We start from the raw sequence: 15542 nt of genomic DNA, 5'->3' as shown, positions 1-15542 counted from the left end.
CAATTATCTCCAGTTATCCGGTTCGCCGATCAGTTCATCTTCATGAAAATGCCAGCCCTGTCTACGCAGCTTTGCTGCAGGCACGAGCTGAAAATCAGGATTCAGACTGCTGGCTTGTTGTAAGAGATATTCAATGAGTTTGTCGGCATGCTCATTCTTCAGGTGTTCCTTTGACCAGGAGGTGAGATTATAGGTTCGGTATAAGGGGTAGCGGTTTGATTGTAGTTGCTCAGGACGAATGCCATCAATAGCCAGACTGTGAACCCCGCCATTTGATTTGTAAGCCTCAATCATCAGGTTTGTTTCATAGCCAATCGCGAATTTGTCAGCCGCAACTGTGCGGACCATATCCGGGATAGCTCCCACTTCCATCAGATCCGGACTGAAATCATCTTCATTGCCCAGTAACAGGCGCCAGTGTCCCGGCCGATGTTTGCAGTGTAACCTGCCGATTGGATGAATCAGCCCGGAGAATTTTTTGCCGGAAACCTGTTTCCAGTCGTAAATATTTCCTGCAAAAATATCTCTGGCCTGTTGCAGAGAAATGCTTTGGGTGCTGTTCGTAGGATGAACAATTAGATGAATTGGGGCAATGCCGAGAGTGTGCCACTTCAGCCCCGGTAAGCGGTCATTTTTTCCAGCAGGGCAGCAGAAACCGCCAATATCCACGCGTTTTTTATTGATATGGCCTGCAGAAATGCCGCATGTTCCTTTATTCGTAGCGATTTTGAGATGATGCTCATAGGCATAGCGGTTGATTAGAGGCAGCAGGGTATCGTAAAGCTGTTGGTCGAGAGAGAGAACGATGTCTGCTTCAATGCCTGATTCATATTGGATGCTTTGCTTTTGCCAGGCGTCATTTATTTCGACGATATGTTCAGGTGATGTGAATGTTGGTATGGGTAGCGACTGGGCTTGAATCTGTGCAGGTAGCAGAGCCATGATGAATGCAATAATAATAGCCGGTTTCATGATCCACTCCTGTAAAATCTCTTATTTCACCTTATGCAGCCTGGTTGAACTGCAGTTGAAGCAAGGAGGTTGCCAGAATTCATGAGGCTGAGCCGATATCGTTCTTGTCTGGGCTGCCTATGGCCGAATGTTGCAGCGCTTTCCTGATCGCCTGACTGAGCACTGAGATGCGGAAAGGTTTATTGATGAGTTCAGCGTTATCATCATAGACTTCAGGCTCCAGTGGCTGCGTACGGTCATAGGCGGTCAGGAAGATGATGCGGACATCAGGGGTGATTTTACGAATGCGTCGCGATGCCTGAACCCCTGTCATTCCGGGCATCAGGATATCCATGAGGATCAGCCGAATATCTTCTTTGTGCTGCTCATAGAGGTTTACGGCCTCTGTACCATTTTCTGCTGAAATAGTTTTGTAACCCATGCGGGCAAGCACTTCGCATGTGGATTCGCGAAATGTTATATCATCATCTACGACCAGAATGGTTTCACCACTGCCTGACAGAAGGGTGTCTTCATGTTTGTTTGTTTGCGTATCATTGTTACAGGGCAGATAAACATGAAATGTACTGCCATTGCCGGGATTGCTTTGTACATCGATTGCGCCACCAAGCTGGTTGATATAACCGTATACCATGGATAGCCCTAGGCCAGTTCCTTGACCGACTTCGCGCGTGGTGAAAAACGGTTCAAATATCCGATCTTTGATATCATCCGCGATGCCACAACCATTGTCGTGCAGTTGCAGGTGAACAGTTGCTGTCGAGGAGAGTCCGGGATGTTTGTGCAGAAACTCCTCATCAGCCTCAAACAGGTCGAGACTGATGTTGATGCTGGGTACGGCAACGTTACGTGTTGCAAAATCGGCATTCTCGACCAGTTGCATCAGTAGTTCCTGTAATAATTTCTGGTCTGCAATAATGATCGGATTCGTGGCTTCGATATTCTTTTCGAAGTGAAGTGTGAGCCGGGTGCAGTCGGGCAGTGCCGGCAGCATAGTGGTATGAAAACTATTCAGGAATGGGATCAGGTGAACAGGCGATGGTCTGCTTGAACGTTTACGTGCAAAAGCGAGCATGCGTTCAATTATTGAGGCTGATCTATCGATCAGCTCTTCAATATTCCGGATACGATTGAGGTTGCCCTCATCATTTGTATTCTGTTTGATCAGGAATACATTACCGTTCATGCCTGCCAGAGCATTGTTGAACTCATGCGCAATGCCACCGACAAGCGTGCCCGTTGCCTCCAGACGGTGCATCAGTTCCAGACGTTCAGCCTCTTCCTGCTGCCTGTTTTTACGAGCACTGATGTCATTGATGATGCCGTAAATGGTTTCGGGGCTGCCATCCTTGGCGTAACAGATGGTAATAGACTCTCCAAACCAGTGTGCCTGGTCGTGATGGTTGACCTGATAGGCAAAATCGAGCCGTTCGACTTTCTCTGCAATGGCTCTGTTAAGCTGTTTGGCGTTAACGGACATTTGAGCCGAGCTATTACACCAGTGCCAGAACTCTTGTCCTTCGAGATCTCCAGGGGAAATTTGTAGCAGGTCACATGCTTTGCCGGAAATGCTGCGGTACGTTTTAGCGTCTTCTGACCACCAGAAACATGATGGCAGTGCTTCCATCAAGTCAGGAATATGGCTTCTTAAATCATCCCGGGAGTGTTTGAGTTGATCGAAAAACTCAAGGATGTTGGAAGCCTCTTCCGGTAGATCCTCTTCCAGTTTGTGAATCGCGTCATCACCAAGATGTTGATCCTCAATTGCTTCCCGCAATTGTTCGATGGGCTCAACCAATTGATGCCGGAGTGAGTAGTGTAAGGCTTTAACGGAAATCAGCACCAGCATGATCATCATTAGTGCTGCCCAGGCGGTAGTAGAAAAAATTGTCATGGTGACAGGAGTGCCATCGAGCACCAGGGCCAGTGTCGCATGATGGCCGGGAATTTTGCGGGTGTAGAGGTGCAGGTTGCTGCGCGCATCGATCAGGGAGTGCAGTGTATCGATTCTTAGCGGTTCATTCAGTTCGAGTTTTGGTTTTTGGTGTTTGCTAAGTGAAATATGGGTCAGTTCACCACTTGCATCGACCATCAGGATGGCTGATATGACAGAGTCCTGAGTTAGTGCATCGCTCTCTTCCCTGATGGATGTAGAGTCCTTTTCATCCAGGTGTTTGGCGAATTCATGAACCTGATAGTGAAGTCGCTGATCGGCCATCAAATCGAGGATATATGTCTGGAGGGTGTTGAAAGAAAGACTGAAAATAATACCGAGCAGCACAAAAAAAGAGGTGCTCCAAAGCAGCACGGTTTTAGTGAGATCCTTTTTTAATGAATGATGAGTTTGACTCATACATTTCTCCTGAACCACTTCCTTAGCAAGGTTCAATCAGTCACTATAGTTTAATATAGTAAAATTAGCCATCTGTTTTTTTGATATCAGATGTCTGAATTCAACAGTGATACTGTTTCTGGCAGCCTCAAAGCTGGACTCGGAGGGACATCTCAGCACGGCGATAGCTGGCTTGCCAATAGCAGAAAACTTGCCGCAAATCTGAAATCACGTAATGTCCGCTGTGAATTTTGATTGACGTGATTCATGGCTCCTTGCCATGCTTCAACAGGCGCAGCCAAAAGTATGATTTTGCCTGTGCTCACAAAATCAAGCATGATGTGCTCGATTTTGACGGGCATCCTGCCCGTTCGGATGTTCTATAGATTGAAGAGCATTCTCTGGGGAGTTTTTTACTATGTTTGGACTTGGAACAACAGAGCTGATTTTAATCCTGATTATTGTTGTGGTGCTGTTTGGTGCCAAACGGTTACCACAGGTTGGTGCAGGCCTGGCCAAAGGTATTAAAAGCTTTCGTAGTAATATCTCCGATGATGATAAAAAGAAGGAATCAGGAAACGATGAGATTCCTGAAGCTGACGCTGCAGATAAAAAGTAACGCCCCCATACGGGAATAAACCATGCCTGATATTGGTTTTCTTGAACTATTGTTAATTGGCGCCATTGCTTTTTTAGTGCTGGGGCCAGAGCGTATGCCTGAACTGTTTGGTCAGATTGGGCGGGTCGTGAAAAAGGGACGTGGCTGGATCAATGATGTGCGCCGCCAGATTGATGAAGAAACCCAACTCAACAGCAGCGTTGCCGATGTGAAAAATGCCTTGAATGATGCAGATATCACAGACTGGAACAAAGATATCATGAAACAGCATGGTCAGACGCTGGAAAGTGATTCCCCTGACAAGGCAGACAAACAAGAGCAGGGCGATAAGTGAGCCAGCTTGACGATCAAACAGAACATGCGGATGAGACTGAGCTGAATACAAAAGCCTCTGGCATTAGCGTTCTGGCACATCTGGCTGAACTGCGCAGGCGCGGCACAATTGCCGTGGTGGTTTATGTTATTGGTGTGATGATTCTGATGAACTTCTCAGAACCAGTATTCGAATTTATCTCGCAGCCACTCAGGGCTGCGCTGCCACCTGGCACTCCGCTGGTTTTTCTCAATGCACCGGATGTGTTTTTCACCTATCTGAAAATCGCGTTGGTTCTGAGTCTGTTTGTTACAGCGCCGGTCACCTTGTACCAATTCTGGGCCTTTGTGGCGCCGGGCCTCTATAGCCATGAACGCGAAGCATTCGTGGCGTACTTTTTCGGTTCTCTGGCTCTGCTGCTGGCAGGCGGTGCTTTCGCCTTTTATGTGGTATTTCCACTGGTGTTTGAATTTTTCCTGAGTTTTTCCACCGATACAATTCAGGCTATGCCAGCGGTGAAAGAGTACCTTTCGCTTACCCTGAAGTTGCTGTTTGCTTTTGGCATCAGTTTTCAGATTCCGATCATTATTATGTTGCTCATTCGCCTTGGCATTGCCAATGTCGAATCACTGACGGATAAACGCCGTTATGTCATTGTCTGGACTTTCGTTTTCGCTGCTATTCTTACGCCTCCGGATATTATTTCACAGGTATTACTCGGCATTCCGATGCTGTTGCTCTATGAAGCAGGCCTGCTTATGGCCAGAATGAAGAAAACAAAAATAGAAAAGGAAGTAGAAGATGTTTAAATTATTCGTTGCAATTATTATCACGCTCATACCATCAATTGCACTGGCGCATAGCGGCCATGGCCATATCGAAGCTGCCTCCATCTGGCATTGGCTGTTCGAATTCGATCACATCGGCTGGCTGGTTCCGATAATGATTGCCCTGATCGTATCGCTAAGAATGGGTGTTTTAAACAGGCACAAGTGATGGCTCCTGAATAGTTGATGATGACGCGTTTTAGCTATGAGTTTTTCGTACAGTTATTGATTGTTGATTCGTACAGATTCTCCGACAGCTACATGTTCAAATAACTCCAGCATATCTTCATTGCGCATGCGGATGCAGCCGTGCGAGGCGGGGTTGCCAATCTTATCCTCTTCATGCGTGCCGTGGATGTAGATGTAACGCGCATGCGTATCGACTTTTCCACGTCGATTTTTTCCAGTTTCACAACCCTTTAGCCATAAAATGCGGGTAAGTATCCAGTCTTGGTTCGGGTTGTCGGTTTGCGGATCGTAAATACAGAACGGTTCACGAGCACTGAATGCAGTGAGTAGCGGCATGCAATGCCCGATTTTTTCAGCAATGCGGTGACGCCCCAGTGGCGTCTGGAAACTGCCTGACTGGTTACCGGTGCCATTGGTGGCAGTGGAGACGGGATAGGCGTAAATGACACCGGTTTTGCGGCGGTGGTAGAGCATTTGTTCTGATACTGAAATAATAATCACAGCGCCAGTGTAACCTGAACAGGTAAGGAGTTCACGGCTCTGCATTGTTTCCGGCACTCCCGGCGTTAGAGTGCCAGACCTTTTAAATAGACGCAGGTGGTTTTCTCACATCCATGAAAGACAGACACGAACATATACTTGGTGAAGTGGTTCGGGCTTATCTGGGGACAGGTCAGCCTGTCGGTTCGCGTAAGCTCGCTGATCAGGGAGAGTTGGGGCTGAGTCCGGCATCGATTCGTAATGTGATGGCTGAACTTGAGCGGCAGGGTATGCTGGCATCGCCTCACACATCCGCAGGTCGAGTGCCAACCGATACGGGTTTGCGTTATTTTGTGGATACACTGATGGCCGTAGATTCGAATATAAATCAGACCCTTGAGCAGAAAGTGGCAGGTCATCTGTCTGATGCGCCGGGAAGAAACGCACTACTCAAGAGGGCGACGGATGAGCTGGCCAGTCTTACACATTTCGCTGGTATGGTTTGGGTGCGTGAACAGGGTTTTGATCGCATCAATCGCATTGAGCTGGTGCCGGTCTCTTCGGAAAAAGTGCTGGCCGTCATTGTTACTGATGTTGGTGAAGTACAGAACCGCTTGATTGCCAGGCCAGAAGAGAGCAGCGAAGCCCAGTTACATGAAATTTCACAACGTCTGAATGAACTCCTAAGCGGCTGCAATCTCGAAGAGGTTCGTGTCCGGTTGCAGCATGAGATGGATTCGGATCGTCTGAAAGTGCGTCATCTACTTGAGGACTTGAAACGCTGGGCTGATGCCCCCACAGAGGGTCAGAGCGACATGTTTGTCAGTGGTCAGGGTCAACTGCTTGAAATGCCGGAGTTTGCTGTGGTGGATACTATTCGCTCGCTGATGACGGCGATTGAAGAGAAAGAGCAGCTATTGCATCTGGTGAAACAGGTGGAATCTGAAGAGAGCGGTGTGAAGGTGTTTATTGGCTCTGAACATGCACTGGTGAACATGGAACAGATTTCGGTGGTACTCTCCCGATATGAGGGGCCATCCAATATTGTAGGTACGCTTGGTGTGATCGGGCCAAGGCGCATGCATTATGAGCGTGTGATGCCGATTGTGGATTGTACGGCCAAATGGGTCAGCAAAATGCTAGGAGGAAAACTGTAGTGGCAGGCAAGAAGAAAGAGGAAGCTGAAGTGACGGTGGAGAAAGAAGAGGCCATTCAGCTGGATGAAAACGGCGATGAAATAGTAGAAGAAGTGGAAGTTGATCCACTGGAAGCGGCACAGGCGGAAATTGCTGAGTTGAAAGACAAGGTTCTGCGCACCTATGCCGAGATGGAAAACCTGCGCAAACGCACCCAGCGTGAAATTGCTGATGCACATAAATTCGGTGTTGAGAAGTTTGCGACATCATTGCTGGACGTGGTGGATAACCTTGAGCGCGCTCTGGAAGCAGAAGAGGGTAATGAAGCAGTAATGCGTGAAGGTGTGCAGCTTACGCTGAACAGCTGGCATGACATGATGAACCGCTTTGAAGTGAAGCGTATTGATGCTGTAGGTGAGGTCTTTGATCCGCATCTGCATGAAGCACTGACTCAGATGCCTGATGAAGCACCGGAAGGGACCGTTATTGCCCAGCATGTAGCTGGTTATACGCTGCACGGGCGTTTGATTCGTCCGGCCAAGGTTCTCGTGTCGAGTGGCCCTGCCGCTTAAAAAACTGCGAGGTAGATGAAGCACAAGAATTGTTAAAATTAACTGCCTGTTTGTGAACTTCGTGTCCTTCAAGGCAAAAAAATATCATGAGAGGGGTTGAAAGCGGTTTCGGAGCCCCCCATAAAGACCCCATAGACAAGTTTGAATGCAGTTTAATTGCATGATCAGGAGAAAAAAGAATGGCAAAAGTAATTGGAATTGACCTCGGCACCACTAACTCGTGCGTGGCCGTCATGGAAGGTGATAAGGCGAAAGTGATCGCCAACTCGGAAGGTGATAATACCACACCATCAGTTGTGGCATTTGCCAATGATGAACGTCTGGTGGGCGCTTCTGCAAAACGTCAGATGGTGACCAATCCGGATAATACATTTTATGCTGCGAAACGTTTGATTGGACGCAAATTCGATTCGGCTGAAACCAAGCATCATCATGAACTGGTTTCTTATCCTATCGTGGCTGCTGATAACGGCGATGCCTGGGTGGAAGCCAACGGCAAGAAAATGAGCCCGCAGGAAATTTCTGCGATTACGCTGCAGAAGATGAAGAAAACCGCCGAAGATTATCTGGGTGAAGAAGTTAAGGATGCAGTGATTACTGTTCCGGCTTACTTCAACGATTCTCAGCGTCAGGCAACCAAAGATGCGGGCGCGATTGCCGGTCTGAATGTTCTGCGTATTGTTAATGAGCCGACTGCAGCAGCGCTTGCCTACGGTCTGGATAAAACAGAAGAGAATCATCTGATTGCAGTTTACGATCTGGGTGGTGGTACGTTCGATATTTCCATTCTTGAAATTGGTGATGGCGTATTTGAAGTAAAAGCTACTAATGGTGATACCTTCCTTGGCGGCGAAGATTTCGATCAGGTACTGATCAAATATCTGGCTGACGAGTTCAAGAAAGAACATGGCGTGGATCTGATGGCTGACAAGCTGGCTCTGCAGCGGCTGAAAGAAGCAGCTGAAAAGGCCAAGATTGAGCTCTCTTCTTCCCAGCAGACTGAGGTGAACCTGCCATTCATCACAGCTGATGCTTCCGGCCCTAAACATCTGCTGATCAAGCTGAGCCGTGCCAAGTTTGAAAGCCTGGTCGGTGATCTGGTTGAAAGATCATTGGAGCCATGCAAGCAGGCACTCAAAGATGCTGGCGTGAAAGCTTCCGACGTTCACGAGGTTGTACTGGTGGGCGGTCAGACACGTATGCCACTGGTACAGGAAAAAGTTCAGACATTCTTCGGCTCTGAGCCACACAAGGGTGTGAACCCGGATGAGGTGGTAGCGATTGGTGCAGCGATTCAGGGTGCAGTATTGACCGGTGATGTGACCGACGTGCTGCTGCTGGACGTCACACCGCTGTCTCTCGGTATTGAAGTTGAAGGCGGTATCTTTAACAAAATCATCGAGAAAAATACCACTATCCCGACCAAGAAGAGTCAGACCTATACCACTGCCGCCGATAATCAGACTGCGGTGACCATTAAAGTTGCACAGGGTGAACGTGACCTGTTCAGTGGCAATAAACAGCTGGGTCTGTTTAATCTGGAAGGCATTGCACCTGCTCCACGCGGCATGCCACAGGTTGAAGTGACATTTGACATCGATGCCAACGGTATCATGCATGTGCATGCCAAGGATAAAGGTACCGGTAAAGAGACTTCGATTCGTATTGAATCCGGTTCCGGCCTGTCCGAGGAAGAGATCGAACGCATGAAGAAAGATGCCGAAGCCAATGCTGATGCGGATAAAGAGCTGAAAGAGCAGATTGAAGCGAAGAATCGCGCCGATGCACTGGTCTATTCCACAGAGAAGTCACTGAAAGAGCATGGCGACAAGGTGGATGAAGACACACGTAAGGGTATCGAAGATGCGCTTGAAGAGCTGAAGAAAGCGATTGAAGGTGGTGATAAAGACACCATTACTGCAGCTGAAGAAAAACTGGCTGAAAAAGCTCAGAAACTGGGTGAAGCAATCTATCAGGATATGCAGCAGCAACAGGCTCAGGCTGAAGGTGGCGAAGCTCAGGATACAGATGCATCATCAAACAAGCAGGATGATGTGGTTGATGCTGAAGTTGTGGATGAAAACGACAAGAAGTAAGACGCGGGTCTGATGTGCGAGGAGCGGGGGCTTTTGCCTGCCGCTCCTTTTCACGTTTTAACAGATAGAGACGTTGAACGGCAGAGGATGCAACGTTCTGCAGAGTTAACCAGTAGTGATATTTTGCTTTCCTCTGCGAAACTTTGCGTCCTTTGCGGTGAATGATTTTGAATGATTTAGCAGGGAGTGAGAGTGTCCAAACGCGATTATTATGAAGTGCTGGGTGTGGCAAAAGATGCCGATGAGAACACCATCAAACGGGCGTACCGCAAGCTGGCTATGAAATATCACCCGGACCGAAATCCGGATGATGAAAAAGCAGCTGAAAATTTCCGTGAAGTAACAGAAGCCTATGAAGTGCTGACAGATGACGGAAAACGCGCACGTTACGATCAGTACGGTCATGCCGGTGTGGATGAGCAGATGCAGGACTTCTGGGGCCGTGGTGGTGCTCAGGATTCGCATGCTTTCCGTGATTTCGGAGATATGTTCGGCGATGTATTTGGCGATATGTTCGGTGGTCGCGGTGGTGCACGAACCTCGCGTGGCGCGGACCTGCGTTATAATCTGACCCTGACGCTGGAGGAAGCAGCCAGCGGTCGTGAAGTTGAATTGAAGATCCCCAAACATGAATCGTGCGATACGTGTAACGGATCCGGTGCACGTCCGGGTTCCAATCCGGTGCCGTGTGGTACCTGTGGTGGTCATGGCCAGGTGCAGATGCAACAGGGTTTCTTTGCCGTTCGCCGCACATGTCCGACCTGCCACGGTGCAGGCACTCGTATTGAATCACCATGTCTGGATTGTGGCGGTGCAGGGCGAGTAAAAGTTAACAAGAAGTTGAAAATCAAAGTGCCTGCCGGTGTTTATGACGGTGCCCAGGTACGTGTCGGTGGTGAAGGCGAAGCCGGACAGCATGGCAGCCCTGCAGGTGACCTGTATGTGGTGATTTCTCTGAAAGAGCATTCGATTTTTGAGCGTGAAGGTGCCGATCTCTATTGTACTATGCCGGTGACATTCCCGCAGGCCACACTGGGTGCGGAAGTGGATGCACCAACCCTGCACGGCAGAGTAAAAATTAAAATTCCGGCTGGTACCGAGGGTGGACGTGTGTTCCGCCTGCGTGGCCATGGTGTGCCGGATGTACGTGCGGGTAGCCAGAAAGGTGATCTGTATGTGCGTGTACAGATTGCCGTGCCGAAGAAAATGACTTCACGTCAGAAAGACCTGTTGCGTGAATTTGCCAATGAAGCCGGTGATGATATTTATCCGGAACGCTCATCGTTTCTGGGCAAAGTGAAAGATTTCTGGGAAGATCTGTCCAATGAGAGCAAGTAATGAGTGAGTTAAGAGTTATCGTTGTTGGTGCTTCCGGCCGTATGGGGCGCATGCTGGTGCGTGCGGTAACAGAAGCGAAAGGTGCAGTGCTGGTTGGTGCAACCGAACGTGCCGGTTCGCCATTCGTCGGGCGCGATGCCGGAGAACTGGCCGGCGTGGAGACGCTGGCTGTGCCACTGGCGGCTGATATCGCTACATGTAACGAAGCAGATGTGGTGATTGATTTCACTGCACCGGCAGCAACGCTGCAGCATGCAGCATTTATTGCTGAACGCGGCATGGGTATTGTGATCGGAACCACCGGCTTTGATGCGGAACAGCTGAAGCAGTTAAAAGAGGTACTCTCAAACTCACCGGTTGTGATGGCAGCAAATTATTCAGTTGGCGTGAATCTGGCACTGAAGCTGATTGAAAAAGCCGCTGAAGTACTGGGTAATGATTATGATGCTGAAATCTTCGAAGCCCATCACAAGCACAAGGTAGATGCGCCGAGTGGTACTGCACTGGCTATGGGTAAATCACTGGCGGCAGGGCGCGGTGTTGCCTTGGATGATGTGGCAGTCTATTCGCGTGAAGGTATTACCGGAGCGCGTAAAGCTGGCGATATCGGTTTTTCCGTGCTGCGCGGTGGTAATATTGTAGGTGAACATGAAGCCATGTTTATCGCTGATGAAGAGCGTATTGAGATCAATCACCGTGCATCTGATCGTATGGTTTTCGCTCGTGGTGCAGTACGCGCTGCGGCTTGGTTGTCAGATCAATCCAGTGGATGGTATGACATGCAGGATGTTTTGAACCTGCGCGATTGATTTTCTTTGAAGCCTTAATAAAAGAGCCCAGGCATAGCCTGGGCTCTTTTTGTTTCGTGCTGATAGCTCAATAATCTTTCAACTGTCTGAGCATTGGCTCCAGGTGTGTTTCGAATGTATGCCAGGCCTCAGAGCTGCCCTGATACATTTTTTGTCTGACCTGTTCATTAGAGGCTGTTGCAACGGCACGACCGGAAAGGTGGAAGTCCATGCACTGCTCTTCCCAATCAAGACCGCAATAATCCAGTAATTTACGAGTCTTATCTTCCTGAGATTCAGTCAGGCTCTCATAATTGATGTGATGGATGCGACCCGGGAAATGCAGTTCCCAGAAATCCATGAGATCCACGTAAAGCTTGTAATATTCACTTACGTCATCAAGATCACAGGAAAAGCCGAGGGCATCGCCGCCAAAGAAGTGCTTGTAGGCCGACCAGCACGTGGCTCTGGCATCACGCTTGATATGGATGATGCGAGCTTCCGGCATGGATTGCAGAATAAACCCGATCCATCTGAAATTGATGGTGGCTTTATCAGTGATAAAGTCTTCACTGACATCCAGACTCTCCATCCAGGAGAGGTAGTGCTGACGCAGGTTTTGCAACTGATCGGAGTGAATTCCATGTTTGTTCCATTCGATACTGTTGATACCGTGGTCGAGGATGGCGACTTCACCTGCACCATGGACTTTTGAGTGGCTGCAGAGAATTTGTTCCACCAGTGTGGTGCCGGAGCGCGGCATGCCCAGGATAAAGATAGGTGTGTGAGTGTTATCCGTTTCAGTGACTGGCTGCTGCTGGATGGTCATCGAAAAGGCTGATTTGATCTGTCTGAACAGCTCACGGTCTGCATCGAGAGAGTAGCCGGAGAGTACTTTGCGTAGCTGGTTCCCCTCTTTGAGATAATCAAAGGATTGCTCTACATTGCCCATATCATCTTCTGCTTTGGCCAGAGCAAAGCAGAGGTGCATGCGTTGTGTGTCTGTCAGTTCACCTAGCCGATACAATACCTTCATGTCGGCATATAAGCGGTTATCTGACGCAAACGACAGCAAACCTGCAAGCTGGCGATGCGCCTCAGTACTATGAGGATTGAGCTCGATCGCACGGCTGAAGCTGTCGATGGCATCCTGTTTGCGACCTGTATCCAGTAGCGCTCCACCCATATTATTATAGGCCTCGGCATAGTCAGGGTTTAATGCAATGGCAGATTCGAAGTTGGTAATGGCCTCTTCATAACGGCCCAATTCCATCAATGCGCAGCCAAGGTTGTTGTGTGCTTTGATATAGTCGGTTTTTATTTCAAGGGCTATGGTGAAACTCTTTGCCGCCTCCTCATGTTGCTGGAGTTTGAGCAGAAATGCGCCCAGATTGTTGTAGCCTTCAGCAAAATCAGGGGCGATCAGCACGGCCTGGCGGTAGCTGTTCAGAGCCTCTTCATCTTCACCGAGATTGGCCAGCGCATTACCCTGATTAAGGAATGCCTTGGCATAGTCGGGTTGAATCTGGGTGGCACGCTCGGCGCTATCGACCGCAGCGTGATAATCGCCGGTGGCGTTATAGGCAACAGAAAGAATATTGTGAATCTGTGCGGTTTTCGGGAACTTCCTGGCCAGTTCGTTAGCTTCTTCGATCAATTCTTCCAGCTCGCCGAGGGCAAAGAGCTGGGTTAGCTGTTGAATCTGTTCAGGGGATGGTTGTTTGGGTTTCGAGAAAAACATGGGGTGACTATAACACTGATTTTGATGGAGAGACCAGCGGCGTGTGGTTTAATATAAAAAATAGTTGCAAGGTGTACGATCGTACACCATAGTGTTGCCATGGTGAATAAAGACCCTTTTTATCTCGGCAGGCTACAGGACTATTACGCTCTGCATCGTTTGATTCCATCTTATGCTGAGATCGCAGCTCTTGTCGGTGTGAGTAAGCAGGGGGCGGTGAAGTTTGTTGATCGCATGATTTTTGCAGGTTATATCAGCAAGGCCCCGGGGGGACGTTTGAGTCCGGCCAATATGTTTTTTGCTCGCCCGCATGTGGGATTTGCACCGGCCGGTTTTGCCAGCCCTGCGACAGAGATTCTCGGCGATGCCATTACCATTGATGATTATCTGGTTGAACGTCCTTCCAGTACGGTGTTGGTTGGCGTGCAAGGAGATTCGATGATTAATGCGGGTATCCATGATGGCGATTTCCTGATTGTGGAACGCAATACCAACCCTGATCTTGGTAAGATTGTAGTGGCGATTGTGGATGGTGATTTTACAATCAAATACCTGCGCAGCGGCAGTAAGGGTATGTATCTGGAGCCTGCTAACGAAGATTATCCCGATATTTATCCGGAAGAGTCACTGGATATTTATGGTGAAGTGGTAGGCCAGTTCAGGAAATTCTAAAGGCATTTGCCGCAAAATGCTAAGGTACGTAGAGTAAAAAAACAGAAAGATTTAAGCCCATGCGAGGTGTTCATGTCTGGCAGACCATTCGTGCGATCAGCATGTAGACAAAGCCTGTCATACAATGATTTAGCTTTTACTCTGCGGAACCCTGCGTTCTCTGCGGTATAATCTTTTGAAGACCGTGAGTAACTGGTCCAATGCAATTGCACATGTCGATTGCGATGCGTTTTACGCTTCCTGTGAGGCAGCGCGCCGACCCGACTTAAAGGGTCGGCCGATCTGCGTGCTCTCCAGTCAGAATGCCATCGTTGTTGCCAAATCTTATGATGCCAAGGCACTGGGTATCACCACCGGCATGCCTGTGTGGGAGGCGAAAAAACTGTCGCCGCAAGTGGTTTGTCTGGCTGCCGATTTTCGTTATTATGGACAGGTTTCCAACAAGGTATTTTCAATACTGCGACGTTATAGCCCTGATGTTGAAATCTATTCGATTGATGAGGCATTTCTGGATATGAACGGAATGCGTAGCTTGTGGCGTAAATCATTCCAGCAGATTGCAGATGATATACGTGTCAGTATTTTCCGTGAAACAGGTGTCACTGTATCCGTCGGTATCAGCAATACGCGCACACTGGCCAAGCTTGCTTCTGAATCGAATAAGCCAAATGGTACGGCTGTCTTGCCAGGTCAGCGGATTGAGCTTTTTCTGTCTGATCTGCCGGTGGCTGCGATTCCGGGCATCGGGCGTAATCGTGCTGCACTACTACAGAAGTTTAAAATTCATACAGCATTGCAGTTTGCACACCTTGAAGATACTTTGATGCACAGGTTGCTTGGTCGACATGGCATGCTGTTAAAACATGAATTGTCAGGGCGCTCAGTGTTGCCACTGGAGTTAAAGCAGGTTGTGCCAAAAAGTATCGCAAGAACTGCGTCAATGGGGCAGCTGAGTCATGATCGGCGTTTGATTGCTGCACACCTGAGTTACCATGGTATGCGTCTGGTTGCAGAGCTGGTAGCCAAACAGTTGCTTGCCAGACGCTTGTCCGTGTTTTTGACGCTGGCTTCATTTGAGCGGCAGGGAACATCCGTGCAGTTGGATTTTTCGACCAGCAGTCTGAAGCGGATCATGGCTGCAGTGAAAGTCTGTTTTCAACAGTTATTCAGGCCGGGTGAGCAGTATCGTGGCTGCGGTGTGGTGGCAACAGATATAAGTCGGGAAGTCTCACGTACCGATGACCTGTTCGGTTTTTCACGTGAGGACACTAGGCAGACATCATTAATGCTGACTGTGAACCATATTAATAAAAAGTATGGGGATCGTACGGTGTCGCTGGCATCAGTAGGGCAGGTGAAAAAGAAAAGACAGGCACCTCGTTTTCATTATCCATTATTTATTGCGCATTGAAGTCGATAAGTCTCTCTGAAACAGGCACTGTTCTTGCTCGTTGAATGGTAACGGAC

15 protein-coding genes are annotated in these 15542 nt (G+C 48.8%); 11 read left to right on the top strand and 4 right to left on the bottom strand.

The genetic code is table 11. The features are described from left to right. Positions 1 to 3: 3 nt before the first annotated feature. Complete coding sequence (locus tag MMIC_RS00760; RefSeq protein WP_072658411.1) at positions 4 to 972, bottom strand: type 2 periplasmic-binding domain-containing protein; 969 nt, start codon at positions 970 to 972, stop codon at positions 4 to 6. 79 nt (positions 973 to 1051) lie between these two features. Then, positions 1052 to 3325, bottom strand: a complete 2274-nt coding sequence (locus MMIC_RS00755; protein ID WP_072658410.1) for a hybrid sensor histidine kinase/response regulator — start codon at positions 3323 to 3325, stop codon at positions 1052 to 1054. 397 nt (positions 3326 to 3722) lie between these two features. On the opposite strand from MMIC_RS00755, the gene tatA reads away from it, so the two are divergent. Genes tatA through MMIC_RS00730 form a run of 4 tightly spaced genes read left to right on the top strand, consistent with a single transcriptional unit; the run spans position 3723 to position 5232 of the window. Continuing rightward, positions 3723 to 3923, top strand: a complete 201-nt coding sequence (gene tatA / locus MMIC_RS00745) for a twin-arginine translocase TatA/TatE family subunit (protein ID WP_072658408.1) — start codon at positions 3723 to 3725, stop codon at positions 3921 to 3923. 22 nt (positions 3924 to 3945) lie between these two features. Continuing rightward, positions 3946 to 4257 (top strand): Sec-independent protein translocase protein TatB, encoded by a 312-nt coding sequence (gene tatB, locus MMIC_RS00740; protein WP_072658407.1) that lies wholly within the window; start codon positions 3946 to 3948, stop codon positions 4255 to 4257. Beyond that, a complete protein-coding gene (gene tatC, locus MMIC_RS00735; RefSeq protein ID WP_083530365.1) occupies positions 4254 to 5045 on the top strand; it encodes a twin-arginine translocase subunit TatC in 792 nt (263 codons plus the stop codon). Before tatB ends, tatC begins: the two co-directional genes overlap by 4 nt. Next, entirely contained in the window at positions 5038 to 5232 is a 195-nt protein-coding gene (locus tag MMIC_RS00730) for a hypothetical protein (protein ID WP_072658406.1), read from the top strand. Before tatC ends, MMIC_RS00730 begins: the two co-directional genes overlap by 8 nt. A 53-nt stretch (positions 5233 to 5285) precedes the next feature. Here MMIC_RS00730 and MMIC_RS00725 read toward each other — a convergent pair whose 3' ends face one another. Next, on the bottom strand, positions 5286 to 5798 hold the full coding sequence (locus MMIC_RS00725) for a L,D-transpeptidase (protein WP_227819279.1): 513 nt from the start codon (positions 5796 to 5798) through the stop codon (positions 5286 to 5288). A 68-nt stretch (positions 5799 to 5866) separates the two neighbouring features. Between MMIC_RS00725 and hrcA the strand changes: the two genes are divergently transcribed. The 5 genes from hrcA (at position 5867) to dapB (ending at position 11683) form a co-directional block, all read left to right on the top strand. Next, positions 5867 to 6889 carry a heat-inducible transcriptional repressor HrcA gene (gene hrcA / locus MMIC_RS00720; protein WP_072658405.1) on the top strand — a complete coding sequence of 341 codons (1023 nt, stop codon included), beginning with the start codon at positions 5867 to 5869 and terminating at the stop codon, positions 6887 to 6889. Beyond that, positions 6889 to 7440, top strand: coding sequence for a nucleotide exchange factor GrpE (locus tag MMIC_RS00715; protein ID WP_072658404.1), 552 nt, complete (start codon positions 6889 to 6891; stop codon positions 7438 to 7440). Before hrcA ends, MMIC_RS00715 begins: the two co-directional genes overlap by 1 nt. Positions 7441 to 7619: 179 nt before the next feature. Then, positions 7620 to 9536 (top strand): molecular chaperone DnaK, encoded by a 1917-nt coding sequence (gene dnaK, locus MMIC_RS00710; protein ID WP_072658403.1) that lies wholly within the window; start codon positions 7620 to 7622, stop codon positions 9534 to 9536. Between the two features lie 192 nt (positions 9537 to 9728). Continuing rightward, complete coding sequence (gene dnaJ / locus MMIC_RS00705; protein WP_072658402.1) at positions 9729 to 10874, top strand: molecular chaperone DnaJ; 1146 nt, start codon at positions 9729 to 9731, stop codon at positions 10872 to 10874. Continuing rightward, entirely contained in the window at positions 10874 to 11683 is an 810-nt protein-coding gene (gene dapB / locus MMIC_RS00700; RefSeq protein WP_072658401.1) for a 4-hydroxy-tetrahydrodipicolinate reductase, read from the top strand. The genes dnaJ and dapB overlap by 1 nt, the downstream gene beginning before the upstream one ends. Positions 11684 to 11750: 67 nt before the next feature. Here dapB and MMIC_RS00695 read toward each other — a convergent pair whose 3' ends face one another. Continuing rightward, entirely contained in the window at positions 11751 to 13403 is a 1653-nt protein-coding gene (locus tag MMIC_RS00695; protein WP_072658400.1) for a tetratricopeptide repeat-containing sulfotransferase family protein, read from the bottom strand. A 99-nt stretch (positions 13404 to 13502) separates the two neighbouring features. Between MMIC_RS00695 and MMIC_RS00690 the strand changes: the two genes are divergently transcribed. Both MMIC_RS00690 and MMIC_RS00685 read left to right on the top strand, forming a co-directional pair. Beyond that, entirely contained in the window at positions 13503 to 14075 is a 573-nt protein-coding gene (locus MMIC_RS00690; RefSeq protein ID WP_072658399.1) for a LexA family protein, read from the top strand. A 184-nt stretch (positions 14076 to 14259) separates the two neighbouring features. Continuing rightward, on the top strand, positions 14260 to 15486 hold the full coding sequence (locus MMIC_RS00685) for a DNA polymerase Y family protein (protein WP_227819278.1): 1227 nt from the start codon (positions 14260 to 14262) through the stop codon (positions 15484 to 15486). Positions 15487 to 15542: the final 56 nt, after the last annotated feature.

It is taken from the genome of Mariprofundus micogutta, from assembly GCF_001895085.1.
Taxonomy (GTDB): domain Bacteria; phylum Pseudomonadota; class Zetaproteobacteria; order Mariprofundales; family Mariprofundaceae; genus Mariprofundus; species Mariprofundus micogutta.
Note: the sequence above shows the minus strand (reverse complement) of the source record. Positions and strands in the feature narration are given on the sequence as shown.

Bases quoted from the DNA above. Each gene is read 5' to 3' on its own strand.
- MMIC_RS00760 (WP_072658411.1), bottom strand. From the start codon at position 972: ATGAAACCGGCTATTATTATTGCATTCATCATGGCTCTGCTACCTGCA.
- MMIC_RS00755 (WP_072658410.1), bottom strand. From the start codon at position 3,325: ATGAGTCAAACTCATCATTCATTAAAAAAGGATCTCACTAAAACCGTG.
- tatA (WP_072658408.1), top strand. From the start codon at position 3,723: ATGTTTGGACTTGGAACAACAGAGCTGATTTTAATCCTGATTATTGTT.
- tatB (WP_072658407.1), top strand. From the start codon at position 3,946: ATGCCTGATATTGGTTTTCTTGAACTATTGTTAATTGGCGCCATTGCT.
- MMIC_RS00730 (WP_072658406.1), top strand. From the start codon at position 5,038: ATGTTTAAATTATTCGTTGCAATTATTATCACGCTCATACCATCAATT.
- MMIC_RS00725 (WP_227819279.1), bottom strand. From the start codon at position 5,798: ATGCAGAGCCGTGAACTCCTTACCTGTTCAGGTTACACTGGCGCTGTG.
- hrcA (WP_072658405.1), top strand. From the start codon at position 5,867: ATGAAAGACAGACACGAACATATACTTGGTGAAGTGGTTCGGGCTTAT.
- dnaK (WP_072658403.1), top strand. From the start codon at position 7,620: ATGGCAAAAGTAATTGGAATTGACCTCGGCACCACTAACTCGTGCGTG.
- dapB (WP_072658401.1), top strand. From the start codon at position 10,874: ATGAGTGAGTTAAGAGTTATCGTTGTTGGTGCTTCCGGCCGTATGGGG.
- MMIC_RS00695 (WP_072658400.1), bottom strand. From the start codon at position 13,403: ATGTTTTTCTCGAAACCCAAACAACCATCCCCTGAACAGATTCAACAG.
- MMIC_RS00690 (WP_072658399.1), top strand. From the start codon at position 13,503: ATGGTGAATAAAGACCCTTTTTATCTCGGCAGGCTACAGGACTATTAC.